This window comes from Mesorhizobium sp. LSJC269B00 (assembly GCF_000502815.1).
GTDB lineage: Bacteria > Pseudomonadota > Alphaproteobacteria > Rhizobiales > Rhizobiaceae > Mesorhizobium.
This window is the reverse complement of the sequence record NZ_AYVN01000010.1, coordinates 22136-45625: the sequence shown is the minus strand read 5'-3', so window position 1 is coordinate 45625 and position 23490 is coordinate 22136. Positions and strand designations below refer to the sequence as shown.

Annotated in this window: 23 protein-coding genes and 5 pseudogenes; 21 read left to right on the top strand and 7 right to left on the bottom strand. The window is 61.3% G+C overall.

Annotated elements, in window-relative coordinates; all coding sequences use genetic code 11:
- The first annotated feature begins 150 nt into the window (after positions 1-150).
- The 11 genes from X771_RS143640 (at position 151) to X771_RS143685 (ending at position 8573) form a co-directional block, all read left to right on the top strand.
- The gene (locus X771_RS143640) at positions 151-330 is read left to right on the top strand and encodes a Flp family type IVb pilin (RefSeq protein ID WP_023689311.1); all 180 of its coding nucleotides are present in this window, start codon (positions 151-153) and stop codon (positions 328-330) included.
- Positions 331-473: 143 nt separating this feature from the next.
- Positions 474-647, top strand: a complete 174-nt coding sequence (locus X771_RS0134535; RefSeq protein WP_031202918.1) for a Flp family type IVb pilin — start codon at positions 474-476, stop codon at positions 645-647.
- Positions 648-717: 70 nt separating this feature from the next.
- Entirely contained in the window at positions 718-1773 is a 1056-nt protein-coding gene (gene cpaB / locus X771_RS143645) for a Flp pilus assembly protein CpaB (protein ID WP_023689309.1), read from the top strand.
- Positions 1774-1828: 55 nt separating this feature from the next.
- Positions 1829-3274 (top strand): type II and III secretion system protein family protein, encoded by a 1446-nt coding sequence (locus X771_RS143650; protein ID WP_023689308.1) that lies wholly within the window; start codon positions 1829-1831, stop codon positions 3272-3274.
- Positions 3275-3278: 4 nt separating this feature from the next.
- Positions 3279-3557, top strand: a complete 279-nt coding sequence (locus X771_RS143655) for a hypothetical protein (RefSeq protein WP_245262707.1) — start codon at positions 3279-3281, stop codon at positions 3555-3557.
- Positions 3558-3629: 72 nt separating this feature from the next.
- On the top strand, positions 3630-5084 hold the full coding sequence (locus tag X771_RS143660) for a pilus assembly protein TadG-related protein (RefSeq protein ID WP_023689306.1): 1455 nt from the start codon (positions 3630-3632) through the stop codon (positions 5082-5084).
- A 5-nt stretch (positions 5085-5089) separates the two neighbouring features.
- Complete coding sequence (locus X771_RS143665) at positions 5090-5614, top strand: TadE/TadG family type IV pilus assembly protein (protein WP_245260226.1); 525 nt, start codon at positions 5090-5092, stop codon at positions 5612-5614.
- A 2-nt stretch (positions 5615-5616) separates the two neighbouring features.
- The gene (locus tag X771_RS143670; protein ID WP_023689305.1) at positions 5617-6252 is read left to right on the top strand and encodes a TadE/TadG family type IV pilus assembly protein; all 636 of its coding nucleotides are present in this window, start codon (positions 5617-5619) and stop codon (positions 6250-6252) included.
- Positions 6249-7415, top strand: a complete 1167-nt coding sequence (locus X771_RS143675) for an AAA family ATPase (RefSeq protein WP_023689304.1) — start codon at positions 6249-6251, stop codon at positions 7413-7415. Before X771_RS143670 ends, X771_RS143675 begins: the two co-directional genes overlap by 4 nt.
- A complete protein-coding gene (locus tag X771_RS143680) occupies positions 7396-7983 on the top strand; it encodes a L,D-transpeptidase (protein ID WP_023689303.1) in 588 nt (195 codons plus the stop codon). The genes X771_RS143675 and X771_RS143680 overlap by 20 nt, the downstream gene beginning before the upstream one ends.
- Positions 7980-8573, top strand: coding sequence for a hypothetical protein (locus X771_RS143685; protein ID WP_023689302.1), 594 nt, complete (start codon positions 7980-7982; stop codon positions 8571-8573). The genes X771_RS143680 and X771_RS143685 overlap by 4 nt, the downstream gene beginning before the upstream one ends.
- Before the next feature lie 22 nt (positions 8574-8595).
- Here the strand turns inward: X771_RS143685 and X771_RS143690 are convergent, their stop codons facing one another.
- From X771_RS143690 to X771_RS1000000167070, 4 genes and pseudogenes are all read right to left on the bottom strand, one after another.
- Positions 8596-9135: a hypothetical protein gene (locus X771_RS143690; RefSeq protein WP_023689301.1), complete on the bottom strand. Its 540-nt coding sequence runs from the start codon at positions 9133-9135 to the stop codon at positions 8596-8598.
- Positions 9136-9256: 121 nt separating this feature from the next.
- A complete protein-coding gene (locus X771_RS143695; protein WP_023689300.1) occupies positions 9257-9493 on the bottom strand; it encodes a hypothetical protein in 237 nt (78 codons plus the stop codon).
- Positions 9494-9820: 327 nt separating this feature from the next.
- A pseudogene (locus X771_RS1000000167075) lies at positions 9821-10068 on the bottom strand (conjugal transfer protein TraD).
- Position 10069: 1 nt separating this feature from the next.
- Positions 10070-10394: pseudogene (locus X771_RS1000000167070) on the bottom strand (conjugal transfer protein TraD).
- A 154-nt stretch (positions 10395-10548) separates the two neighbouring features.
- Here X771_RS1000000167070 and X771_RS1000000169895 point away from each other — a divergent pair.
- Positions 10549-10854: pseudogene (locus tag X771_RS1000000169895) on the top strand (MobA/MobL family protein); the annotation flags it as partial.
- A gap of 1397 nt (positions 10855-12251) precedes the next feature.
- Here the strand turns inward: X771_RS1000000169895 and X771_RS1000000168275 are convergent.
- Together X771_RS1000000168275 and X771_RS01000000165225 are read right to left on the bottom strand one after the other, a co-directional pair.
- Positions 12252-12548, bottom strand: a complete 297-nt coding sequence (locus tag X771_RS1000000168275; protein WP_023689298.1) for a hypothetical protein — start codon at positions 12546-12548, stop codon at positions 12252-12254.
- 54 nt (positions 12549-12602) lie between these two features.
- Positions 12603-13297, bottom strand: a pseudogene (locus X771_RS01000000165225) (TetR family transcriptional regulator C-terminal domain-containing protein).
- Between the two features lie 80 nt (positions 13298-13377).
- Between X771_RS01000000165225 and choX the strand changes: the two are divergent.
- The 9 genes and pseudogenes from choX (at position 13378) to X771_RS143735 (ending at position 23198) form a co-directional block, all read left to right on the top strand.
- A complete protein-coding gene (gene choX, locus X771_RS143705) occupies positions 13378-14316 on the top strand; it encodes a choline ABC transporter substrate-binding protein (RefSeq protein ID WP_023689297.1) in 939 nt (312 codons plus the stop codon).
- Complete coding sequence (locus X771_RS143710; protein ID WP_023713756.1) at positions 14313-15146, top strand: alpha/beta hydrolase; 834 nt, start codon at positions 14313-14315, stop codon at positions 15144-15146. Before choX ends, X771_RS143710 begins: the two co-directional genes overlap by 4 nt.
- Positions 15147-15198: 52 nt before the next feature.
- On the top strand, positions 15199-15348 hold the full coding sequence (locus tag X771_RS1000000169295) for a hypothetical protein (RefSeq protein WP_023669333.1): 150 nt from the start codon (positions 15199-15201) through the stop codon (positions 15346-15348).
- A 621-nt stretch (positions 15349-15969) separates the two neighbouring features.
- Positions 15970-16274, top strand: a pseudogene (locus X771_RS1000000167050) (IS30 family transposase); the annotation flags it as partial.
- Between the two features lie 251 nt (positions 16275-16525).
- The gene (locus tag X771_RS143715) at positions 16526-17710 is read left to right on the top strand and encodes an ROK family transcriptional regulator (protein ID WP_023689295.1); all 1185 of its coding nucleotides are present in this window, start codon (positions 16526-16528) and stop codon (positions 17708-17710) included.
- 111 nt (positions 17711-17821) lie between these two features.
- Entirely contained in the window at positions 17822-19132 is a 1311-nt protein-coding gene (locus X771_RS143720; protein WP_023689294.1) for a substrate-binding domain-containing protein, read from the top strand.
- A 170-nt stretch (positions 19133-19302) separates the two neighbouring features.
- Positions 19303-20130 carry a sugar ABC transporter permease gene (locus X771_RS143725; protein ID WP_050587467.1) on the top strand — a complete coding sequence of 276 codons (828 nt, stop codon included), beginning with the start codon at positions 19303-19305 and terminating at the stop codon, positions 20128-20130.
- Positions 20130-21032, top strand: coding sequence for a carbohydrate ABC transporter permease (locus tag X771_RS143730; RefSeq protein WP_023735739.1), 903 nt, complete (start codon positions 20130-20132; stop codon positions 21030-21032). Before X771_RS143725 ends, X771_RS143730 begins: the two co-directional genes overlap by 1 nt.
- Positions 21033-21056: 24 nt before the next feature.
- Complete coding sequence (locus X771_RS143735; RefSeq protein WP_023689291.1) at positions 21057-23198, top strand: beta-galactosidase; 2142 nt, start codon at positions 21057-21059, stop codon at positions 23196-23198.
- Here X771_RS143735 and X771_RS1000000168850 read toward each other — a convergent pair.
- On the bottom strand, positions 23195-23482 hold the full coding sequence (locus tag X771_RS1000000168850; RefSeq protein WP_198025850.1) for a hypothetical protein: 288 nt from the start codon (positions 23480-23482) through the stop codon (positions 23195-23197). The genes X771_RS143735 and X771_RS1000000168850 overlap by 4 nt on opposite strands.
- Between the last annotated feature and the right edge of the window lie 8 nt (positions 23483-23490).

Sequence of the window (23490 nt, the reverse complement as noted above, 5' to 3'; positions counted from 1 at the left end):
GATCAGGTATTGGAAGGTTAAGGATCTGTTAATCCGTTTGACTCTGCTTTTTGGCGCGACCTAGGATTGAGATGACGGGGGATGCTTGGGTATGGGGTTCATCCTTGGCTCTGTCTCGTCGGGTTCAAAACTCCAAGGGGAGAAATTGGCATGAAGAAGCTCATGACGATGACCCGGCAGTTCCGCGACGACGAAAACGGCGCTGCTATGGTCGAATATACGATCCTGCTCGGGATCATCACTATCGCGGTGATCGCATCCGTCATTACTGTCGGCGGCTGGGTCAGCGGCAGGTGGTCATCCTTAGCATCGACCTTGCCGGCTGCATAACCGGCATCTTTCTCATCGACGCCGGGCATCCTCGGCGTCGATGATTGGTAAGGCATTCGACTGGAAGACGGCGGGGGATGCTTGGGTATGGATTTCAACCTTGGCTCGCCTCGCTGGGTTCAACTCCAAAGGGAGAGATTGGCGTGAAGAAGCTAACGACGATGGCCCGGCAGTTCCGCGACGACGAGAACGGCGCTGCTATGGTCGAATATACGATCCTGCTCGGGATCATCACTATCGCCGTGATCGCATCCGTCATTACGGTAGGCGGCTGGGTCAGCGGCAGGTGGTCATCCTTGGCATCGACGCTGCCTTGATCGCCGACACCTAGTTTGTCGACGCCGGGGCTTTCCCCGACGTCGATTTGCCTAGCAATCTGGGGGGCAAATGCGCGCCAACACTGTCATCATGATCGTTCTCGCCGGCGTGTTCGGCGTGCTCGCGGTGGTGCTTGCTAATATTTGGCTGGCCGGGCAGCGGAGCGCCATAGCACGTACGGACGACGTCCAGCGCGACACGGTCGTCGTGGCCGCGGTGGCGCTGAAGTTCGGCGACATCCTGTCGGCCGACAAGTTGCGCGAGGTCGAATGGCCGTCGGGTGCGGTTCCGGCCGGCGCGTACAAGACGACACAAGACCTTCTTACCAAAGACCTCCCGGCCGGCGGCGGCACCAAGCAGGCGTTGCAGTCGATCGGCGTCAACGAACCTGTCCTTGCCACCAAAATTACTGGCCCCGGCCAGCGCGCTACGCTTTCGGCGGTGCTCGGCGAAGGCATGAAAGCCGTTTCCATCAGGGTCAATGACGTGCTCGGCGTTGCCGGATTTGTCTATCCCGGCGATCGGGTTGACGTGCTTTTGACGCGCACCGTTCGCAATGCCGAAGGCGGGGATCAGAGTTTTGTCGACGTGCTGCTTCAGAGCATGAAGGTGCTCGCCGTCGACCAGGTCGCCGACGAGAGCAAGGACAGCCCGACAGTTGTGAAGTCGGTGACGCTCGAGGTCAGCACCAAGGATGCGCAGAAGCTGACCTTGGCCGCAGGCGCCGGCCAATTGTCACTGGCGCTTCGCCAGGCAGCGGCGAGCAAGGGCGAGATGACCGAACGAGTCACGCTGTCCGATTTGACCGGCGAGACGCCGGACGATGTCGCCAAGAGGCAAGCCGACCTCGCCAAGCAGGCGGCAGCCGACGCCGCGGCCGCAGCGGAGCGCCAGCGCGCGGACGACAAGATCGCCGGTTTGGCCCGGGCGGTGGACCGGGTTGGAAGCCAGATCGACCAGTTGAGCAAGGTCAAGCCGGCTCCGGTCATCGTGGCGGCACCCGCGCCGCAGCAGGTCGTCAAGGAAGTGGTCAAGTATGTAGAACCGGAGCAACCAACGCGAGCGACGGTCGGTGTTTTCCGAGGTGTGAAGCTCGAGACTTACGACGTGCCGCGACAACAATAGCCAAGAGCGGCGAAACGGAACGGGGCTGCCACCGGCAGCGATGGGGGATACGGGGATGCAAGGGTCTTGGTTAAGGATGGCGGCGGCCGCGTTGCCCTGTCTGGCCGCGCTGCTTCTGTCTAGCCTGGCGGCCCTTGCGGCCGACCGCTTCATCGACGTGTCGACCCCTCGCGTGCACCGTATTTTCCTGCCGGCATCGCAATCGGTAACGATCCAGGTGAGCGCCAATCTGGGCGATATCGTCGTCGGCGATGAGAAGATCGCCGATGCCCAGCCGATGACCGACCGCACGCTCTATGTCATCGGCAAGGGCGCCGGCACCACCACGGTCAATCTGTTCTCCACCGACAAGCGTTCGCTCGGCGCCCTTCAGATCGAGGTCGGCGTCGACGTCAGCGACATGGCGCAGGCGATCCGCCAGGTGGCGCCAAGGTCGCGCATCGAAGTCGGGTCGGTCAATGGGAGGGTCAGGCTTGGCGGCCACGTCAAGGACGGCGCCACTCTGGCGGCCATCCTGGAGGTGGCAAAGCAATATGGTCCCGACGACATCATCAATTCCGTCACTGTCGACGACAGCCAGCAGGTCAATCTCGAAGTGCGGGTGCTGGAGGCCAAGCGCAACGCCGGTCGCGATCTCGGCGTGTCGATCAAGGGCAACAACAGCGACGGCACGACCAAAGTCGGAACCGGCATCACCGCCGTCGACAAAGATGACGTGGTGCTTGGCGCCGGAGGTTTTCTCAGCAACCTCCTGTCCAACTCGACGCCCTTTGGAGCGTTGCTCACACGCGTCATCGACAGCAACATCAAAGTCGACTTGTACATTGAGGCGCTCGAGGCCAAGGGCGTGGTACGCACGCTCGCGAATCCCAATCTCACCACGCTTTCCGGTGAGGAAGCCAGCTTCAATGCCGGCGGTGAGGTTCCCATCCGCAGCCTCGACAAGGATGGCCAGATTCAGATCGACTTTAAGCAATTCGGCGTGAATCTAAAGTTCACACCTGTTGTGCTTGAAGACGACAAGATTCATATGAGGCTGGCACCGGAAGTCAGCGATCTGACCGGCTTCACCACCGCCGGCGACCCGATCTTTACCAACCGAAAACTATCGACCGTTGTGGAGTTGCGCGACGGCCAGAGCTTCGCGGTAGGCGGACTTCTGTCCAGCAAGACCACCAAGCTACAGAACCAGGTGCCGTGGCTCGGCCAGGTGCCGGTTATCGGGACGCTTTTCCGCAATTCGAGCAACCAGAAGGAAGAGACCGAGCTGGTCGTCATCGTCACGCCGCACCTCGTGCGGCCGGTGAAGCCCGGCGAACAGCTGGCCACGCCGTTCGACAAGACGAGGCCGGCCAACGATCCGGAATTCTTCGTGCTCGGTCAGCTCGAGGTGAACAAAGACATGATCCGACAATATGAAACGGGCGATGGCGTGACCGGCCCTTATGGCCACATGCTGGACTTCAAATCGAAGGACAAGATGCTCTATGTCAAGAAATAGCGCCTTGATCCTTATTCTGTGCGCCGGCGCGCCCTCGGGCTGCGCCGCGGATTACCTGAACCACTACGATTCGGTGACGCTGGCCGCCGGCGACACGCAGAAGTTCAATTCGCTGCTGCAGACCGTCGATCCACTCAATCCGGCCTCCAAGAACACGAGGATCGAAGGTGACGGCGTGCGTGCCGCCGCTATCGCAAACAACTACAAATTTCCGCCCCCACCGCCGCCTCCGCCGGCCATCACGGTCAATGTCGGCACGCCGGCAACCAACACGGGGGAATGAACAGAAGGATGCGGTTTCAGTGCGCCAGGCACGACGAGGAAACCTGGCGTCAGGGGAGCAAAGAGTAAAGCCATGCTGCGAACCATTCGCGCGTTCTGGCACGATCAAAGGGGAATAGCGCTGATACTCGTCAGCGTCATGCTGCCGGCCATCATCGGCTTTTCCCTGTTGGTGATCGACATGAGCCGGGTCAACAATTTGCACAATGATTTGCAGAAGGGGGCGGACGCATTCGCTCTCGCAACAGCTGCAGAACTCGACGGCACGTCCGACGCAATCACGCGAGGTGATTACGCACTGGCGACACTGGTTCGCAACCAGTACAATTTCACGACCACGCCAAGTCCCCTGGATCTAGCAGCTGCCGGCGTGACGCGACGATATCTCCGATCCCTGCCGGCCACCGACAATCTGCCGATCGTCGCTGCGAATGTAATCACCGATGAGGTGACCGATGCGAAAAATGCCCGCTTTGTCGAGGTGACGGTGACCCCAGTCGGTTTTGCCGCGATCTTCCCGGCATCGTTCTTGACAGGCAACTCCGCGAGCAATTCCTTCAATGTTGGCGCGGTGGCAGTGGCCGGCTTCAAGTCAAGCGTCTGCGACTATACCCCGGTCTTTATGTGTAATCCGTACGAGGATACGAGCCTCACAGGCGGCGTAACGCTTGAACAGGCGGCAAACTCGCAGCAGTATCGCCGTCGCCAGATCCTTCTGCGAGATAATGGCTACTACCAACCTGGTAACTTCGCCTTTCTTGCTTCGCCGGAGGGCAACGGCGCGAACGCCTTGGAAGCGTCGCTCGCCCGCGTGAAGCCGGTGGGCTGCTATGCTCAAGATGGCGTTGACACCGAACCGGGACAGAGCACCGGCCCCGTGCAAGACGGGCTGAATGCCCGCTTCGGTATCAGCAAAAGTTACATTGGAACGTCCACCGGTCCAGCGGCCAATGTCCGCATGGGGCTCAAAAACATCAACTGCAACAACGGCCAAACTGACTTTGAGACCGATCCAACAAAGGGTGTGGGGCTTGAACGGGACTCCTGCCAGATCACCGGCACATGCAGCCTGATGGGCGGTCGTATGGGCGCCGGCGATTGGAATGCCAGCCGCTATTGGACTGTCAATCATCCGACACGCGGCGCTTTGCCTTCATCGCTGGTAGGTGCCACCCGCTACGAAATGTATCGCTACGAGCTTAACCCCGACGGGAACCCCGCGACCAACGACAGCATCGCTGGGGATGCAGCGATAAGCGGAGAAACCGGTAATCCGTCCTGCGGCCAGACACCCGTCACGACGGTGGACCGGCGCATCCTCTTCGGGGCCATCATAGACTGCAACGCGATAAGCGGATTCAACGGTCGCGCCAACAATATCCCCGTGCGCGCCTTTGGGAGCTTCTTCATCACCGAGCCTATCAAAGATAGCAAGGATATCTACGTCGAACTGATCGATATCACAGGCAAAGGCGGACGGGGAACGCTCGATAACTTCCTCCGCGATGAAGCGCAGCTTTACCGGTGATGGCCATGCTGAAAACGCTGCTCCGCCATCTCGACCGATTTCGGCGCGACCACCGCGGCGCGGTGCTCGTCGAGATGACGCTGATCACGCCGCTGATGCTGATCTTGTCGGCCGGCGTGTTCGAATTCGGCAATCTGATCCATGACAAGTTGTTGATGGAGGCCGGGCTTTCGGACGGGGCTCGCTATGCAGCGCGCTGCAACAGCCAGATGTATACCGACGCCGGGCTTGCCGCGATCGACTGCGCCGCGATCGCGGCCAACATAGCAGTGTTCGGCAAGCCGACGGCAACACAGACGGATGTTCCGCGAATCGCCAATTGGCAGGCGTCGAATGTGACGGTGACCAGCACGACCTGCTACGACGCCGTACAATCCGGCATTACCAAATATCGTTCGACCACGGCACAGGTCTGCACCGTCCGTGTATCCGGCACCTACCTGTACCCTGATGTCGGGATGCTCTCGTTTATCGGCATCGGGCCGATTACGCTTCGCGGCTATCACGACGAGCGATTGCTCCGGTTTTGAACATGATTAGGCGTTTCACAACATCGGAAGACGGCGCGGCGATGGTGGAAATGACCATCGTATCTACCTTGCTGTTCTCGCTTGTCCTGGGCTTCGTCGATTTCGGCTATGCGTTTTATCAATGGAACGCTGCAACCAAGGCAGTCCAGGTCGGTGCACGGTTGGCTTCAATTTCCGATCCGGTTGCGACCAACCTGACGGCCGCCGCACCGACCACAACGCCCGGTGCTCCGGTCGTCTCAGGCGTGTATGGTCCGTTTGCATGCTCGTATACCGGAACCACCGGTGCCTGCACCAACAGCGGCATCTTCAGCGCTGCCAATTTCAGCCGAGTTTTCCGGGGTGACACGGCTGTCACCAATGACGACGTCTGTCCCGTGCTGGCCGCCAACCAGCGGCCAGGGATGTGTCATTTCTTTCCGGGCCTGCTGCGCAGCAACGTTGTCATCACCTATTCCGCCACCGGCCTCGGTTTCCAGACGCGGCTGGGCGGACCAGTGCCGACAATCAGCGTCAGCCTGCAGAACAGGACCTTCCAGTTCTTCTTCCTGAAAGGACTGATGGGTTTCGCAGACATCAACATGCCCTCCATGCTGAGCACGGTCACGGGCGAAGACTTGAAGAGTACCGCGTCATGAACGCCATCAACACCAAGGTTACACCGACCAAACGCAAGCAGGTCGCCCTGTTCTCGTCGGATGCGAATTTCAAGCGCGATGTGGCGACGCGGCTCGACGCGCTGGCGATCTATGATGTCCGGATTTCCGAGACCGGTGACTTCCTTAAAGGGCCGCCCGCGGACACGCGCCCCGGCATCGTCATCCTCGACCTCGGCAATGGCGAGTTGCTCGGCAGGCCGGGCATCGTCGAAGTGCGCGCCCTTTGGGCAACCGTGCCGCTTATCGCGGTCTCGGACGAACTGTCGTCGGAGCAGACGCGTGTGCTGGTGCGCATGAACGCTTCGGACTGGCTGCACAAGCCGCTCGACGGCAAGGAACTGCTCAATGCGGTGACCTTCCACGACACCGGCAACCAGGGAACCAAAAGCCGTATCATCACCTTCATCAGTGCGAGCGGCGGCGCCGGCGCGACGACGCTTGCTCTCTCGGCGGCCGAGTTCCTGTCATCGAAGTCGAAAGAGCGGGCGGCTTCCACTTGTCTGGTCGACCTCGATTTCCAGAGCGCCAATTGCGGCGCCTATCTCAACCAGTTCAACCAGTTCGACCTCGGCGGCATCATCGGCCAGCCGGAGAGGCTCGACGTCGAGCTGATGGATGTCATCAAGCTCTCGCGCCCGTCCGGGCTGACGCTCTATTCCTTCGAGAGGCCGCAATTGCCTTTCGAACCGCAGGGCAGTGATTTTGTCTTCCGGCTGCTGGACCTCGTCGCCTACCGGTTTGACGACATCGTCATCGACCTGCCGAACATCGAGACGCCTTGGCACAATTCCGTGCTGTCGACGAGCGATGAGATATTCATCGTCTTCGAACTCAACGTCGCCTCGCTGCGGCAAGGCAAACGGCTCTACAAGAAGATCCGTGAGTTGCGCGGCAATGCTGTCAGCATCACGCTGGTCGCCAACAAGCACAAGCGCAAATGGTTCGGCAACCATTTTTCGCGCAGCGAACTCGAAAAGATCTTCAAGGCGCCGCACATCAAGTCGGTCGCGCTGGACAATGCGCTCCTCACCGATGCGTTGAACCGTGCTATCCTGCCTGCCGAGGTGGATGGGCGTGCGCGCTTCAACAAGGACCTGAAGCGGATGTTCAAAGAGCGGCTCGATGACGCTGCTGCCAAATAGGTATCGGATCGTCCTTGGGTTGGTCTGCGCCATGGGCATGGCGCTGGCGATGTCGGTCCAGGATTTTGCCAGCGCGCGATCGGCACTTTCGGATCGGCCGCCGCTGCCGGCAATGGGCCCCAGCCTGCGCAAGACAGTTGCCTTCGAGACGACAGAACAGCCCGGAACAATCGTTATCCGCAAGGGCGAGAAAGCGCTTTACCTGGTGACCCGACAGGGCCAGGCGCTTCGCTATCAGATCAGCGTCGGACGCGACGGATTTGGCTGGACCGGGGTCGTCAAGGTGGGGGCGAAGACCGAATGGCCGGAATGGCGCCCACCCCGCGAAATGCGCGCCCGCCAGCCGGACCTGCCGCAAATGGTGCCTGCCGGTCCCTACAACCCACTCGGCGCCAGGGCGCTCTATCTGCTTCGGGACGGGCGTGACACGCTCTATCGGATACACGGAACCAACGATCCCAAGGGTGTTGGCTTCGACGGAACATCGGGGTGTTTTCGCCTTACCAACACCGATGTGATCGATCTCTTCAAGCGCGTCGCGATCGGCGCAAAGGTGGTGGTTCAATGACGATGATCAGCGAACCGGACATGCCGGCAATCGAGATTGGGACAGCAGCCCGCACCGGAGAGCAAGCTGCCGTTGTGAAACCGAGCGACAAAAGCATTATCGGCGCGGTCATCATCGGCACGTCCCTGCTCACTTTGGTGAATATGGTAGCCGCGGTTTATCTCTACCGCGGCATCAGCGATATGCGCTTTCTGGAAGGGCGCCTGGAACAACTCGGGACGTTTGAACAACGAATCGGGGGCCGGCTGGACACGGTCAACAACGGTTTTCAGAGCCGATTTGAAAAACTGGACACTCAACTGCAGAGCAGCTTTGGCGAAATCAACCGGAGCATAGCCCGGCTGGAACAGAACCAGCCTATTGTCCATGACGAAATCACGTCGAGCGCAGCGGAACCTTCCGTCGACACGACCAGCAGCATGGCGGAGGCGCCTGCTGTTCTCGATGGTGAAGACGCGACCGACCACAACGTTGTCGATGCGCCGCGTCCAGCGAAAAACAGGATCGCGGCCGCATCGCCTGCCCCAAGCTCCAACTACCAGCGCATAGAGCAGGCCGACGGCAAGGTTTACTACCGGAAGATCAACTAACGCCGGAAAAAATAGGGCACCCTTAGAGATCTCGCTGCAAAGCAACAAGCCTCGCGGCCAGCGCTCCGGACCGCTGCCGGGTTTCGCTGAGAAAGACAACATGACAGTAGGCGCATGCTGTCACACCCAAAAACAGCACAAGGGTGTTCTTCAAGGTAAAATCAACCATTAGCGAGAATGGAAGACCCCCGGGTACGGCGAATGAAGCGATCGTGCTCGCCGTTTCGGAATGGCTGGTGACGGCGATCATCAACCCGGCAAAAAGCAGGGCGATGTGGTTGGCAAGGAAGAAGAAGGCAGCCGACTTTCTTGTGCGGCACGCCGTCCAGCAAACGATTGATGCGGCAGCCAGGACGGAGGCATCGAGGACCATCGAGGCGCCCACAAAGAGATCGACCTGTTGCCAGAACATCGTCGACAGTGGCCTTAGTTCAAGCCAGATCCGCCACATTGTAGGACTGGCCGGATAAGCTCCCAGCAAGAAGGTCGCCATGCGCTCCCCTGCCAGGATCAGCAGGATCAGAGCTGGGAAGGCAAAGAGCATTATCGACTTGCGCTTCATGTCACCCTCGACAAACTGGCAACAAGATAGCTTGCAGAGATTGAGCGAGGCTTAACAGACCTTTGCTGGTCCTGCGGCAGCGCGGCCAGCCGCGAATGGCAGCAGAAAGAGCCATGCGCCATTAGTTGCTTTGGCTAAGCACGAGCGTCACCACCTTCGGCTCGACCCGTTTCAAACATCCTTCAGGAATATTGGGCCACATCGCCTTGGCGCATCGCTCGTCGTCCTTTGGCGTTAAGGCAATCCAGCGTTTTGAGCTACGGGCTTCCTCACCGGCCGTAAGGAAGACCTGTGTAAGCAGCGCGGTCGCCATGGATACCTGGACGATGATAAGAGCGTAAGCGAAACTTCTGATCATCCGCTCGCAACGCCGAACTCGCGAGCTGGTTCCAATGTCGTGCCCACCGGGTAACACGATCGCGATTCTTGGCTCCTCGCAGTGAATTTTGCCATTCAATACCGGCGGATGTTGAACGAAGTACGCGTCTTGTCCTTGGCCGCGTTTCCAGAATACGACGCGTACTCGCGAAAGGTGCCGATGCTCGCCCGAATTGTTGACGCCAGCTTATGGCAAACGGCCCCGGTCGAAACATTCGATGACTTTCAATGCGCGTCGAAAGTTGGTGCATCGCGAATGGATCACGATATGCTGCGTTGTTGCGCCGCCCGCCGTTTACAACCATCGCTATGTTCGCCGGTCCATCTGCTCCTCACGCCGTTCACCATCGAACGCCTGCCTACCCTTCGCGGTCCATAGGTTTCGCGCATGCTCGCCTTCATGGCTCTGCAGCTTGGCGGCGATCCAAAGCAGCGCGCCGTAGATGGTGGCGCGATCGTCATTGGTGAGCTCGACAATGCCTGCCTTGACGGCGAGACCGCAAGTTCGATGAGGTGCCGTGTGCGCTGGCGACGCTCGACCTGCCAGGTGCGCATGTCATTGCGAGCCTGTGCCGCCTGCCGGCGATTGCGGGCCGCCCGATTGCGCTGGAGCGCTGCGAGGGTTGCGTTGAGATGCCGGATCAGTTCGCCGGGACCGGCTCTCGAAAAACATCACGCCACGCTTGGCCCATGCCTCACGCTTCGCGGCGTCTTTGGTTTCGGCGATTGCGACGAGCGCGCCGGCCAATTCGTCGGTGCTGAGTGCATCGGCCCCGTGGCGATCATCAGCTCGCCAAGCTGCTGCACCTTTCGCGTTTTGAGCTCGCGCGCCTTGTCTTCCAGGGTCTTGAGTCCGCGTCGAAGTCTCGTGGTTTGCGCATGGCTGTCTCCATTGATTGTGGAGCGTCCGCCAGAAGGCTTCAGCGTTGCCGAGACAGCCCGGGATGGGCTGGTCCATCCCGAGAATTTTTCGAGGGAGGGCGCGCTTATACGTCGTGCCGACGTAGGCTTTGACGTGCAAATGATCTGGTCGCGATGGCGATCTATCATCTTCACGTCAAGGTCATTGGTCGCAAGGCAGGCTCAAGCGCCGTCGCGTCGGCCGCCTACCGTTCAGCGTCGCGATTGCGCGATGAGCGCATCGAACGCTTGCCGCAGGATGCACCGGAGGCCTGGCGCGACCGCGAGAGGCTGTGGAACGATGTCGAAACGTTCGAGGTCCGCAAGGATGCCCAGCTCGCCCGCGAGGTGGAGTTTGCGCTCCCGCGTGAACTCAGCCAGCCGCAAGGCATCGAACTGGCGCGCGACTTTGTACAAGTCGAGTTTGTCAGCCAGGGCATGGATCGCCTGGGTACGCTCGCTTCAGCCAACCCGCAATCTGCTCCGGCGACCATTGCAGTGCCAGCTTTTGCGCCACCCGCCACCTTAGCCGTCCAGAGCATGCCAGGCGACATTGCTTCGGGCGAAGCGCGCGGTGCCAAGCCTGCTTGTCGGCTCGGGTTGCTCGATACGCTTGGGCACCGCCATTGCGCGAGATCTCGCGACTGATCGTTGATGGGGATCGCCCCAGACTTCGTGCAATAGCGCGGATGGCAAGACCTGCCGCAATCCCGCGAGAGATCTCTTCGCGCTCCCCCAGCTCGAGCGCCGAGGCCGCTCTACGCCTTGCTGACGGAGCAATGCCGCCGTGTAAGGATACGATCCGCTGAACGCCGCCCTTGGTCCGGTGGTCTAGTGCCCGCGAGATCGATGAAATGCTCTGACCCTGCTTCCACCGCTCCCAAAGCTCGGCCTTCTGCTCCGGGGTAAACCAAATACGTGACGTCACCATGCGACACCTCCCAATCCTCCCAGATTAAAGGTGTTGCGGCGACCGGTTGAACCCACCGCCTCATTTCGGGCGTCCGAAGGACCTTCTCGCCATCCTAAAAGCGGACATTTTCGGATTGCTGGACTAACGAATAAAGGGGATGCAACCAGTCTGCTTTCGATGAAAAGTCGAGGCAAGAGGACACTGAGCGCTCGGAAACACCGGGGCTGTATGCTGAATGGCAGCTTTCGCCATCCAGAAGAGGTACGCGGACGCGTGGGGGTCGCGGCAGGTCCTAGAGCCGTGGATTGATGGAGAAAGCTTTCGCAGTTGTCGATACGCGCTCGACCGAACAACGGGAAGATCATGCAATCCGCCAAAACGCATTACACGGAGCCGCGGCTCAAGCTTTTGCCGCAGACTATCGGCGTCATCGCCTCTTTGGGCTGGCTCTTGAAGACGGCACCTCCACGTCGTGGAATAGGGGCATAATAAGCTCGTGCCGGCGAGCGATCTCGATTAAAAGGCCGTTCGCGACCATGCCTCGGGGTTTAGCTTCTCGGGTCCGAGCCTAAGCAGCGGCAGGAGAATCTCGGACAGCTCTTCGGCGAGCAAGTCCTGGACCGCGATCGAGCCGACGTTTCGCGCGACGTTTCGAAGAGCGACACATCACGCAGTGTGGCACGCTCTAACAGCGCGGGGAATCCCAAACAGGCCGCTTTAGTCCCGACTATTCCACTCTCATGTTGCCGCTTCAAGGAGTGATCGCGATCCTGCCGATTCCGTCAGAAATCATTCGATCGAGCCTGTAGTTGGACAATGTAGGAGGCACGGTCTCGAAACGACGGTCCGGGTTGGTTACCGCCGGACCTGATGCGTCGCGGAGCTTCCTCTGTCAGGGAACTAGCGTCGGATCGAAATCTGGCTGTTAGTGGTAACGAGGATTCTCTACCGTGGTCGTGCCCCCAACTTTGTCCAAATGCAGATAGGGATAAGTGAACTTGATCTCCTTTTCGCTGGTGGCGAGATCGGTCGACAGCGTTTCGACCGCGGCGTGTTGCACAAGGTTTCCAGCTTGCCGGGGTCGCGCCCCACGATCAGCCATCCGCGCCTTCGCGGGCGAAAGCTTCCGAAAAATTGCCAGGCCGATGCTGTCCGACCCACGGGTGACCAGCGCCCGCTTCGTTGGAGTCGCATCGCCATGCTCCCGCAATTGGGCGGTCAAGGGTACGACCTCGCCGGCTATGAATTTTATCCGACCGAGGCAAGGCCGACGGGCCTAGGCTGGCGCGGGGCAAAGCCGCGCCGCGACGAAATCCTTGACCTGGCGCACAGCCTGCTCGCGCGTGACGCTGCCCGGCTGCAGACCGAGCCTGAGCCATAGCCCGTCGATCAAAGCGGTGATGCCGACAACGATTTCGTCGGCCAGTTCCGGCGAAGCGAGGCCGCGCAGGCCGGACAAGAGGTTCGAGCGCATGCGCGCATGGATGACCTTCTGGATGCGCGCCAGCTGCTCGTCGCGGGGCACTTCGGCGCAGAGCGACAGCCAGGCATTGCAGAGCGGCGGCAGGAACAGATGCTCCTCGAAATTGCCCTCGATCACCGCGTCCAGCCGTTCCATCGGCGTGCGCGCCCGCTGCAGCCGGGCGACCACGGCGTGGCAGAGCACGGCGTCCGCCTCGGTAGCCTGCGGCAGCGCGAGCAGCGCGTCGGCCNGGCGACCACGGCGTGGCAGAGCACGGCGTTCGCCTCGCGCATGGCGTGCTCGAACAACTCCTGCTTGTTGCGGAAATAATGCAGCACGATGCCCTTGGAGGCGCCGGCCTGGGCCGCGACCTTTTCCAGCGTCGCACCGGCGATGCCTTCGCGCTCCAGAACGGCGAACGCCGCCTGGCGCAATTCCTTGCGGCGTATGTCGCTGAGACGCGTGAGCTTCACTGGGTCGACCCATCCATTGCGAATCCATATTGACATCTTCGTCCGTTCAGATCAACAATTGACCAACAGGACAATAAAGTGACCAATAGGTCAAAGTCGGAAAGAGGAGAACCGGAATGTTGCGCATGCTTGCGAATGGCGTCTGTGTCGCGGCCCTGACGCTGGCTTCCCAGGCGGCCCGGGCCGCAGAGGTCGAAAGCTGCAAAACGGTCCGCATGGCCGAGCCCGGCTGGAACGATCTCGCCTTCACCACCGGCGTGGCCAAGGTATTGCTTCAGGCGCTCGGCTACGAGCCGCAGAGCGAGGTGCTCGGCATCAACGTCATCTACGAGGGGATGAAGAACAAAGACCTCGACCTGTTCCTCGGCTACTGGGATCCGGCCATGGTCACCTATTACGAGCCCTACAAGAAGGACGGCTCCATCGAGAATGTGCGCGTCAATCTGGTCGGCGCCAAATACACCTTTGCCGTGCCGACCTATGTCTGGGACGCCGGCGTCAAGGACCTGTCGGACCTGCACAAATTCGCCGACAAGTTCGGCAAGAAGATGTACGGCATCGAGCCCGGATCCAATCAGCTGATGATGGACGCCATTGCCGATCCCAATTTCGGCCTCGACGGCTGGCAGGTGGTCGAATCGAGCGAGGCCGGCATGCTCTCGGAGGTCGGCTACGAGATCAAGGAGAAGCAGTTCATCGTCTTCCAGGGCTGGGCGCCGCACCCGATGAACACGATGTACGACTTCAAGTACCTGACTGGCGGTGACGAGTTCTTCGGTCCGAATTTCGGCGCCGCCACCGTGACCACGCAGGTTCGCAAGGGTTTTCTGCAGGAATGCCCGAATGTGGCGCAGTTCCTGAAAAACCTCGCCTTCGACATCGACATGGAAAATGTCGGCATGGGCTACCTCATTAACGACGGCATGAAGCCGGAGGACGGGGCTCTGAAGTCGATCGCCCTGCACAAGGATCGGCTCGATGCCTGGCTTGCCGGCGTCGCCACCTTCGATGGCAAATCCGGCCTTGCCGCGGTCAAGGAAAAGCTCGGACTGTGAGGCCGGCTTTGGAGCTGACGGATCAGGAAGCCGAACAGGCGTCTTGGGCCGGACGTAAGCGCATCGTCGATGTCGGCAGTCTCGAGCTTACCTATGTCGAGATCGCCGGTTCGGAGCCGCCGTTGCTCTTGGTTCATGGCTTCACCGACACCAGCCGCAGTTTTTTGCTGCTGGCGCCGCATTTTACCGGGCGCCGGCTTATCATGCCGGACCTGCGTGGCCACGGCGGTTCGCAGGCGGGCGAGGGTTATCGCGCCGCCGATTTTGCCGAGGATATGGCCGGGCTGATCCAACGCCTGCGGCTCGGCCGGCCGATCGTTGTCGGCCATTCGCTGGGCGGCATGGTGTCGATCATGCTGGCCGCGCGTCGTCCGGAGCTGATCGGTGGGCTGGTGATCCTGGCCAGCACGCTGAAGCCCGATTTCGGATCGGATCATCAGCTGATCGACGGCGTCGCAGCCTTGCGCGACCCGATCTCGCCGTCCGATCCGTTCTACGACTGGTGGCATGGCTGTCGACCGGGCGTGCCGCGGGCTTTTCTCGCCGGCCTCGCGGAGGACGCGTCCGCGATCCCGGCTGCGCGCTGGCGCGCCATTCTCGAAGAAGTCCGCCGCACCGATCTGACCGCCGCGGCGCGGGCGGTGCAGGCCCCGACGCTGATCATCGCCGGCGGGCTCGATCCGCTTTTCGGCGCGGCGCACCAGCGCACACTGACCGATGCACTCGTCGGATCGCGTCTGGTGTGGGCGCAGGATTGCGGCCACAACCCGCATTGGGAAGATCCAGCCTTTGTCGCCGAGGCGATAACAGGGATGTTGCCGGCGGGATGATTATCTCAAGAGCGACCGCGCCCTAGGTGCCAGCTTTTTGGGACTGACAATCATGGTCGCGGGCAACCGCCATGCCGGCGAAGCGGCGGGGCGCGGCTTGATGACCGACATGGGCATCGTTCGCGCCACCCGGCACAAACGCCGGCTTGCCGGCCGCGCCCTTGCCCGCCCTGCTCTTCGCGGCATCCGGTTCCTGCACTGAAATCCGGGGCGGAATCGAGGGAGGGAGCGCGACGAGGCGCAGGCAAGATGAAAAAAGCAGAGCTGGAAGAGCTGAAGGACAAGGTGCACTGCGCCGCGGTGCTCGAGCGCGCCGGATTCGCGCTCGACGTCAAGGAGAGCACGCGCGAGCGATGAAATTTCGGCGCGATGCGTTGGTTCGATCCGCTGTCGGACGGGAAGGGGGACGTCTTCCGCCTCATCGAACACCTCGAGGGGTGCATTTCGTACAGGCCATGAAAGACGTCGCCGGGCTCGCCGGATTCGTGTCCACCACGCGTGTGTGGGACCGACAATCTTCCGGCGAGCGAGAGCCTGATCTGTCGATTCCAGAACGCTGGCTGGGAGCGGACATGGTGGATGCAGCTCGCCGAAGGTCCAACGATATAATCGTAGCCGGCAAAATTGGCGACGAAGACCGCCTCGGCCCCTGCCGCATCCTTGTGCGCGCCCCTGTTGGCCATCGGCTGACCGCAGCAGGTCTGCTCTTCAGATAGTCCACGTCGAGACTCAGGCGCTCCAGCAATTCGAGCGTCGCAATGCCGTCCTGGATAAAACGCATCGATAAAGCACGGGACAAAGACAGCGCCTTTCATGGCAGCGCTGGGACCGAGGCAAAGAGCTTGCCGAGCACCAGCGATTGACACTGGCCACGGACGTCGAGGTCTACTTCTGCGATCCTAGATCACCCTGGCAGCGCGGCTCGAATGAAACACCAACCGACTGCTGCGCCAATATCTGCCACGTGGCACCGACCTGTATCTGCCACGTGGCACCGACCTGTCCCTGCACAGCCAGGCAAAGCTCAGCGCCATCGCGCGGCAACTCAACGAACGCCCCAGAAAGACCTTGCTCTATCAGACCCTAGCGGAGCGATCAGTTGAACCCGCCGCCAAAAGCGGTCATTGATGTTGGGCGGACGAGCTCTTAACCGATTGAAGCGACCGGCGTCAGTTATTTGCACAAGTAGCGCAGTGACTTCAGAGGGCTTGGGCGCCCGCCACGGAGCGCCGTAATCATCGAACGGGCTACCGCGGTAGCTTTCCCTGCCGAGCGACAACTGACGTTCGGCGTCATCAGAAAAAGGCGGACTCTGGCACGGTTCTGGTCTATGCCGACGCTCGTTGCCGGTCCGCCGGCCTTTTGCAACTGGTCCATGAATGAAGCGCCAGCCCACGACGTCGAGCCTGTTACGCCGACTCAATCGTTCGGCCGTGGTGGATTTGATCCGCACCCAAGGAGTGATTTCGCCATCGAGCCTCGCCGAGCGGCTGAACATCAGCCTGCCGACGGTGATGCGGGTGATCGAGGATCTGATTGCCGAGGATTTGGTTGCGTATGACGGGTTTGACGAGGCCAATGTCCGGGGCCGGCCGCGGGCGCGCATCAAGTTCCGCGGTGCGGCGCATGCGATCATTGGCATCGAGGCCGGCAAGGGCGAGTTCTACGGCGCCGTGGCCAATCTCGAAGGCGTCGTGCAGACAGAAATGCACGAGACCGCCGACGATGATGGCGAGCGCAATTTCGAAAAGCTGGTCGGCCTGATCCGCCGGCTTATGGCGGCCCCCCGCCCGCGCGGCCAGACTATTCGCGGCATCGGCATTGGCGTGCCCTCGATCGTCAGGCAGCCGGAGGGCGAAGTGGTGCTGACGCTCGGGCTCGGCTGGCGCGACATGCCGTTGCGGGCGCGGCTCAGCCAGCATATTCAGATACCTATCGTCGTCGAAAACGGGCGCAACCTCGCCGCCGTGGGCGAATGGGGATTCGGGGCCGGGCGTGGCGCCGACAGCGTCGTGAGCCTTTCGATCGGGCCCGGCGCGGGCGCGGGCGTCGTGATCGACGGCAAGCTCTATGGCGGGCATTCGCATGCGGCGGGCGAGCTCGGCTGGTATCTCGACGACCCCCTCCTTACCGGGCGGCCGTTCGAATATCTGGGCGACAAGCAATCGCTGCGCTTTTTCGGCATCCCCGAACAGGCGACCAAGATGCTCGAAGAGGCCAACACCCAGTATGCGGCGGGAAAGCTCACCCTGGCCGCTGTCACCGACCGGCAGGCGGACAAAATCGCGCCGGTTGTCACCGAGTTGCTGGACTATGCGACGATGGCGGTGGGCAGTGTTGCTGCCTTCATGAACCCCGAAATCATCGTACTGGCGGGCCGGGTCGTCGGCGGTGGTGATCTGGTGCTCGATGTGCTGCGACATCGCCTCAAGGGCAATGTGTACGACCCGCCGCGCCTCATGATAGGCGCGCTGGGGCACCGCGACATAGTGCTTGGAGCGGTGCGCCTTGTGCTCGATTCGACGACGCTCAACCCTGCTGACAGCCTGGTGATGGCCGATTAAAGATCAATCGATCGCGATTGACAGCGACTGTATGTCGGCATTAAGTTTCTGACTGAAAGAAAAACCGCGTCCTGCGTCGTGTGGGAGCGTATCTTTCGTGGGAGGACTTCAATGACGAAGATTTTCAATCCGCTTGGGCGGATGATGCAGCGTCGTGACTTCTTGAAAGTTGCAGGTGCAAGCGTTGCGGTAGCGGGTCTGCCTGCGGCAGTTCGCGGTGCCGAGCCCGTCAAGGTGCTTGTGTGGTCGTGGGTGCCGAATCTCCAGCTTGAGGTAGACATGTTCAACGCCGCGCATCCGGGCATCCAGATCGAACTCGTGAATCCCGGCCAGGGGGACCCGTTGTATAACGCGCTCCGCGCGGGCCTGCAGGCAGGCAGCGGCCTGCCGGACGTCGCCCAGATCGAATACCAGCACCTTGAGAGCTTCCGCCAGGTCGACGCCCTCGCAGACATCGGCCAGTACGCCAATGCCCATCAGGGCGAGTTCCCCGAAGGCCTATGGGCGCAGGTCGCCATGGGCGATGTGGTCAACGCCACGCCGCAGGATTACGGTCCGATGGCGATGCTCTATCGCAAGGACATCTTCGACAAGCATGGGATCACGCCGCCCACCACCTGGGCCGGGTTTGCCGATGCGGGCAAGAAGATCCATGCGGCCGATCCGAATGTGTTCATGACCGACGCGCCGTTCGGAGCCAACGCCGACTGGGTCTTGGGTCTGTTGTGGCCGATGGGCTGGAAGCCGGTCAGCCGCGATGGCGACAAGCTCGTGATCAGGATCAACGACAAGATTGCTAAGGACTTCGCCGCCTATTGGCAGGACCTTATCACCGCGGGTGTTATCGAGACCAAGCCGGGCTTCAACAATGAGTGGTACAGCGGCCTCGACTCGGGTCGCTATGCCACCTGGCTCGCTGCGGGCTGGGGTCCGCTGTTCCTGACCTCGGTCGCCAAGACCAGCGTGGGCAAGTGGCGTGCCGCCGATCTGCCGCAGTGGGACGCGAGCAAGTTCGTGACTGGCGCTTGGGGTGGCTCAGCGCTGGCCGTGATGAAAGCGACCCAGCATCTGCCCGAGGCCGCCGAAGTCGCGATCTGGCTGAATACGAATCCCGAAGCCACAAAGCTCTACACCACCAAGCAAAACTTCTTCCCCTGCACCAACGCGCTGCTGTCGAGCCCGGAATGGGCGAGCGCCAAGCCGGAATTCTTCGGCGGCCAGGAGGTGAACAAAGTGTTTGCCAAATCAGCGAGTGCCGTGGCGCCGTTTGAGTGGAGCCCGTTCCAGGGCTTCCTCTACCAGTCGATGTCCGATGAATTCGGCGCTTCGATCAGCGGCAACGGCACGCTGTCGGATGCGTTCGACCGTGTCCAGGATGCCGTGGTCACCTACGCGAAGGACCAAGGCTTCACCGTGGCCTAACTCCTCCCGGGCACCGGCCGGGCGCGCCTTGATCGGCGCGCCCGATCTCTTTATCTTGCAGGATGGGGACCAGGGCATTGTCGAACTCGCCAGCCGCAGCGACGCGCCCAGCGCGATCGGGCGGTTTTACGTCACGAAAGCTGGCGCCCTATCTGTTCCTGGCGCCTTTCATGCTGCTGTTTATCGCCTTCATCGTCGCGCCGCTGATCTATGCGTTCTACATGAGCCTCTACCGCGACACGCTGGTGGGCGGACGGCAGTTCGCGGGTGCAGCCAGCTACATCAAGGTCGCGGACGACGCCAAATTCTGGGGCGGCGTGTGGAACCTCGTTTTGTTCGGCATCGTGCAGGTGCCGATCATGCTGGCCCTGGCGTTGTTGTTCGCCATCGTGCTCGATCGTGGCCAGGTCTATGCCAAGGGCGTCTTCCGGCTCGGCTTCTTCCTCCCCTACGCTGTGCCGAGCGTGATCGCGACGATCATCTGGGGTTATCTCTACGGCCCCACCTTCGGCCCGTTCACGCAGATTGCCAAGGCGTTCAACCTGCCGCCGCCGGACTTCCTATCGCCGGGCGCGATGATCTTCTCATTGGCCAATATCGTGACGTGGGAATATGTCGGCTACAATATGGTGATCTACTACGCCGCGCTGAAGGCGATCCCGTCGGACCTCGCCGAGGCCGCGCGGATGGACGGCGCCTCGCCCTGGCAATTTGCCCGGCTGATCCAGCTGCCGCTGCTGTGGCCGGCGATCCTGCTCACCATCATCTTTTCGATCAACGGCACACTGCAGCTGTTCAATGAGCCGTATTTGATGCGCGCGCTCGCCAGTAACACCATCAATTCGAGCTACACGCCGAACCTCTATGCCTATTCTCTGGCGACTAAGAACCAGCAGTATGGCTATGCGGCCGCCGTTTCGTTCGTGCTTGGCATCGTGATCGCCGGTGCCTCCTACATCTTCACCCTGATCGCCAACCGCCGTCGGTCGGAGCAATGATGACTGCGACCACCGACATCGCCACTTTCGAGGCTGCCAAGCGCCGGCCCGGCGAAAGGCGGCGCTCGCGGATCATGCTCACGCTGCTGCTGTCACTGTTCCTCCTCTACAGCTTCATGCCGCTGGCCTATCTGGTCCTGTCGGCAACGAAGACGAATGGCGACCTGTTCACCACGTTCGGCTTCGGCTTCGGCACGGAGTTCAACCTCTGGCGGAATCTGAGCGATCTTCTGGCGCGCGACAACGGCGTCTTCATGCGCTGGATGTTCAACAGCGTGCTCTATTCGAGCGTCGCCGGGCTCGGTGCCGCGATCTTGGCTACCGCGGCAGGCTATGCGTTAGCCAAATTCAAATTCGTCGGCCGCAATCTGCTGTTTGCGCTGGTCTTGGGCGCTGTGATGATCCCGCAGACGGCCCTCGTCGTGCCGACCTTCCTGCTGCTGGCGCTTTCGGGACTTAGCGACAATCCGCTGGGCGTGATCCTGCCCTCGATGATCTCGCCGATCGGCGTCTATCTGATGCGCGTCTATATCGAGCAGGGCGTCGACGACGAACTGCTCGACGCAGCGCGTCTCGATGGCGCCGGCGAGTTCGTGATCTTCCGCGCCATCGTGCTGCGGCTGGTGGCACCGGGCATGGTGACCGTGGCGCTGCTCTCATTCGTCGGGACCTGGAACAATTACTTCCTGCCGCTCATCGTGCTGCGCACGCCGGAATATCAGCCGATCACGGTGGGCCTTGCGACCTGGTATCAGCTCGCGCAGCAGGGCGGTGGCGGAGGACAGGTGCTGTTCTCGATCATCATAACCGGCGCTCTGGTCAGCATCATCCCGGTCATCGTGGTATTCCTGCTGCTGCAGCGGTTCTGGCAGGGCGGCCTCACCGCCGGCGCCATCAAGTAGACTATCGCCTGGAGTTTTCCGACTATGACGACTGCCTCGAAATCCGCGCCGCTCTCTGTCTGGCGGCCGATCGCGACCGACACTTTCCTCGTCGGTACCCCGCATTACCCGGAGCATGTCGATGAGAGCTATTGGCAGCGCGACGCCGACCGCATGGCAGCCGCGGGCTTCAACGCGGTGCGACTTGCGGAATTCGCCTGGCATATTATCGAGCCGCGTGAGGGGACGTTCGACTTCGTTTTGTTCGACCGCGCCATAGATGTGCTGGGCAAGGCTGGCATCAAGACCATCATGTGCACGCCGACGGCGACGCCGCCGCGCTGGCTGACGGCGCGTTATCCCGAAGTGTTGCGCGTCGATGCCAATGGCCGCGCCATGAGCCATGGCTCGCGCCAGCACAGCAATCTTGCGAGCGGAGTGTTCCGCGAGCATTCGAAGCGCATCACCAAAGCGATGGCCCAGCATTATCGCGGCAATTCGCACATCATCGGCTGGCAGACGGACAATGAGCTCAATACCTCTGGATCGCTGTCCTACGGTCAGGTGACGCTGGCCGAGTTTCAGGCCTTCCTCAAGGACAAGTACGAGACCATCGCCGCGCTCAACGATGCGTGGGGCGGGCATTTCTGGGCCACCGCCTACGACGATTTCGATCAAGTGGTGCTGCCCCTCGACTACGCGCCTGCCCCGGTCGGGCCGACCCATGTGGTCGACTATCACCGCTTCCTCGCCTTCGTCACGGCGCGGTTCCAGCACGATCAGGTGCTGATCCTGCGCGAGACCAATCCAGACTGGTTCGTCTTCCACAATCTGGGGCGGATCGACGACATCGACTTCCGCGGCGAGTTCTCGACCGATCTCGATTTTCTCGGCTTCGACATCTACCCGCATCTCGATGACGAGATGCAGCGGGTCGGCAGCGTCGGCGAGGTACAGGCGCTGCGTCTCGACATCTGCCGCGGCTTCACCGGCAACTTCATCGTGCCTGAGCAGCAATCGGGTTTCGGTGCGCAGCCGAACTTCTCGACGCTGACGCCCGAACCCGGCGAGATGCGCCGCATGGCCTATACGTCAGTGGCGCGCGGCGCCGATGGCGTGATGTTCTTCCGCTGGCGGCCGGCGCATTTCGGCGCCGAGATCTATTGGATGGGCATCATCGATCACGACGACATCCCGCGGCGGCGCTATGACGAGGCCAAGCAGTTTGCGGGCGAGGTCACGGCGCTCAAGGACAAGATCCTCGGCACGCATGTGCGCATGGATTTGGGCATCGCCGGATCAGATTTCGACAATCAAGAGATGCACCGCTCCTGCCCCATCGGCATGCCGAGCCCGCAGGACGATGCGACGCTGCTGCACCGCTATTGCTACCGCCACAACTTCGCCTGCGGCTTCATCCATCCCGAGGATGATCTCAGCAAGCTCAAGGCGCTCTACGTGCCGCATTGGCTGAAATGGACCGATGCGTGGACGGCGCGGATCGAGGCCTTCGCCAAGGCGGGTGGAACGGTAATCCTGGGCGGCCGCACCGGATCACGCGACGTTAACAACCACGTCATCCGCGACACCTCGCCGGGCAAGACGCTCTCGGCGCTGGCCGGGATCACGGTCGAGGAGTTCGGGCTGCTGACGCCGATCGGCGGCGAGGGCCTGTTCGAGCATGGCGGCCGCTTCGGCGCCAATACGGTGCGCAAGAAGCTGCCGGCGACGTCGGCGAGCCGCCAATACGAGCTCAAGATCGGGAATGCGCAGGTGACGGCGGCGCATCTTTATGAGCTGCTTAACGTCGCGCCCGGCACGGAGGTTATCGGCAGCTGGGCCAGCCGCTTCGCCGAGGGCCAAGCCGCGATGACTTCGCGCAAAGTCGGCAAGGGCAAGGTGATCTACCTCGGCACGTACCTCAGCGACGCTCTGGTCGAGGTGCTGGCCGATCAAGTGCTGGCGCCCGCCGGTATCGTGCCGCTCATCGCAGACATGCCGGCCGGCGTCGAAGCGACCATTCGCGAGAGCAAGGACCGCCGCCTGCTGTTCATCCTCAACACGCTGGGCGAGCCGGCAAGCATCGGCAATGTCCCCGCGGGCAAGGATTTGCTCGGCGATGGCAAAGTACGCGGCGGTAGGCTGTCGCTCCCGGCCTATGGCTGCAGCATCATCGAACTCGACTAGGGATATTGGCGCGAGGCCTTGGGAAACGCTCCAGGCATCTTTGTGTTGCCACGTGCCACGGCTTTCAGCGCGACCGTCACGAACACGCTTTTGGTACATCCCTTGATCCTTTCGATGAGAAGCCGTGCCGCGTTTGCGCCAAGTTCGGGCGCGATACGAGACGGCATCAGGGGACCGCGCCGGCCTCTAAGGGCTCTTGGCGATTTGCCTTGACTGCGCGACAGAATTCTATTGTATTTGTGAATACAAAAATCCAATTTTGCGTTGATCAGAAAATTCAGCAAAAAAGATC

Bases quoted from the DNA above. Each gene is read 5' to 3' on its own strand.
- X771_RS1000000169295 (WP_023669333.1), top strand. From the start codon at position 15,199: ATGGTCGCGGGCAACCGCCATGCCGGCGAAGCGGCGGGGCGCGGCTTG.
- cpaB (WP_023689309.1), top strand. From the start codon at position 718: ATGCGCGCCAACACTGTCATCATGATCGTTCTCGCCGGCGTGTTCGGC.
- X771_RS143730 (WP_023735739.1), top strand. From the start codon at position 20,130: ATGACTGCGACCACCGACATCGCCACTTTCGAGGCTGCCAAGCGCCGG.
- X771_RS143690 (WP_023689301.1), bottom strand. From the start codon at position 9,135: ATGAAGCGCAAGTCGATAATGCTCTTTGCCTTCCCAGCTCTGATCCTG.
- X771_RS143715 (WP_023689295.1), top strand. From the start codon at position 16,526: ATGAAGCGCCAGCCCACGACGTCGAGCCTGTTACGCCGACTCAATCGT.
- X771_RS143675 (WP_023689304.1), top strand. From the start codon at position 6,249: ATGAACGCCATCAACACCAAGGTTACACCGACCAAACGCAAGCAGGTC.
- X771_RS143695 (WP_023689300.1), bottom strand. From the start codon at position 9,493: ATGATCAGAAGTTTCGCTTACGCTCTTATCATCGTCCAGGTATCCATG.
- X771_RS143685 (WP_023689302.1), top strand. From the start codon at position 7,980: ATGACGATGATCAGCGAACCGGACATGCCGGCAATCGAGATTGGGACA.
- X771_RS143660 (WP_023689306.1), top strand. From the start codon at position 3,630: ATGCTGCGAACCATTCGCGCGTTCTGGCACGATCAAAGGGGAATAGCG.
- X771_RS143670 (WP_023689305.1), top strand. From the start codon at position 5,617: ATGATTAGGCGTTTCACAACATCGGAAGACGGCGCGGCGATGGTGGAA.
- X771_RS143680 (WP_023689303.1), top strand. From the start codon at position 7,396: ATGACGCTGCTGCCAAATAGGTATCGGATCGTCCTTGGGTTGGTCTGC.
- X771_RS143735 (WP_023689291.1), top strand. From the start codon at position 21,057: ATGACGACTGCCTCGAAATCCGCGCCGCTCTCTGTCTGGCGGCCGATC.
- X771_RS143640 (WP_023689311.1), top strand. From the start codon at position 151: ATGAAGAAGCTCATGACGATGACCCGGCAGTTCCGCGACGACGAAAAC.
- choX (WP_023689297.1), top strand. From the start codon at position 13,378: ATGTTGCGCATGCTTGCGAATGGCGTCTGTGTCGCGGCCCTGACGCTG.
- X771_RS143725 (WP_050587467.1), top strand. From the start codon at position 19,303: ATGCTGCTGTTTATCGCCTTCATCGTCGCGCCGCTGATCTATGCGTTC.
- X771_RS143665 (WP_245260226.1), top strand. From the start codon at position 5,090: ATGCTGAAAACGCTGCTCCGCCATCTCGACCGATTTCGGCGCGACCAC.
- X771_RS143720 (WP_023689294.1), top strand. From the start codon at position 17,822: ATGACGAAGATTTTCAATCCGCTTGGGCGGATGATGCAGCGTCGTGAC.
- X771_RS143650 (WP_023689308.1), top strand. From the start codon at position 1,829: ATGCAAGGGTCTTGGTTAAGGATGGCGGCGGCCGCGTTGCCCTGTCTG.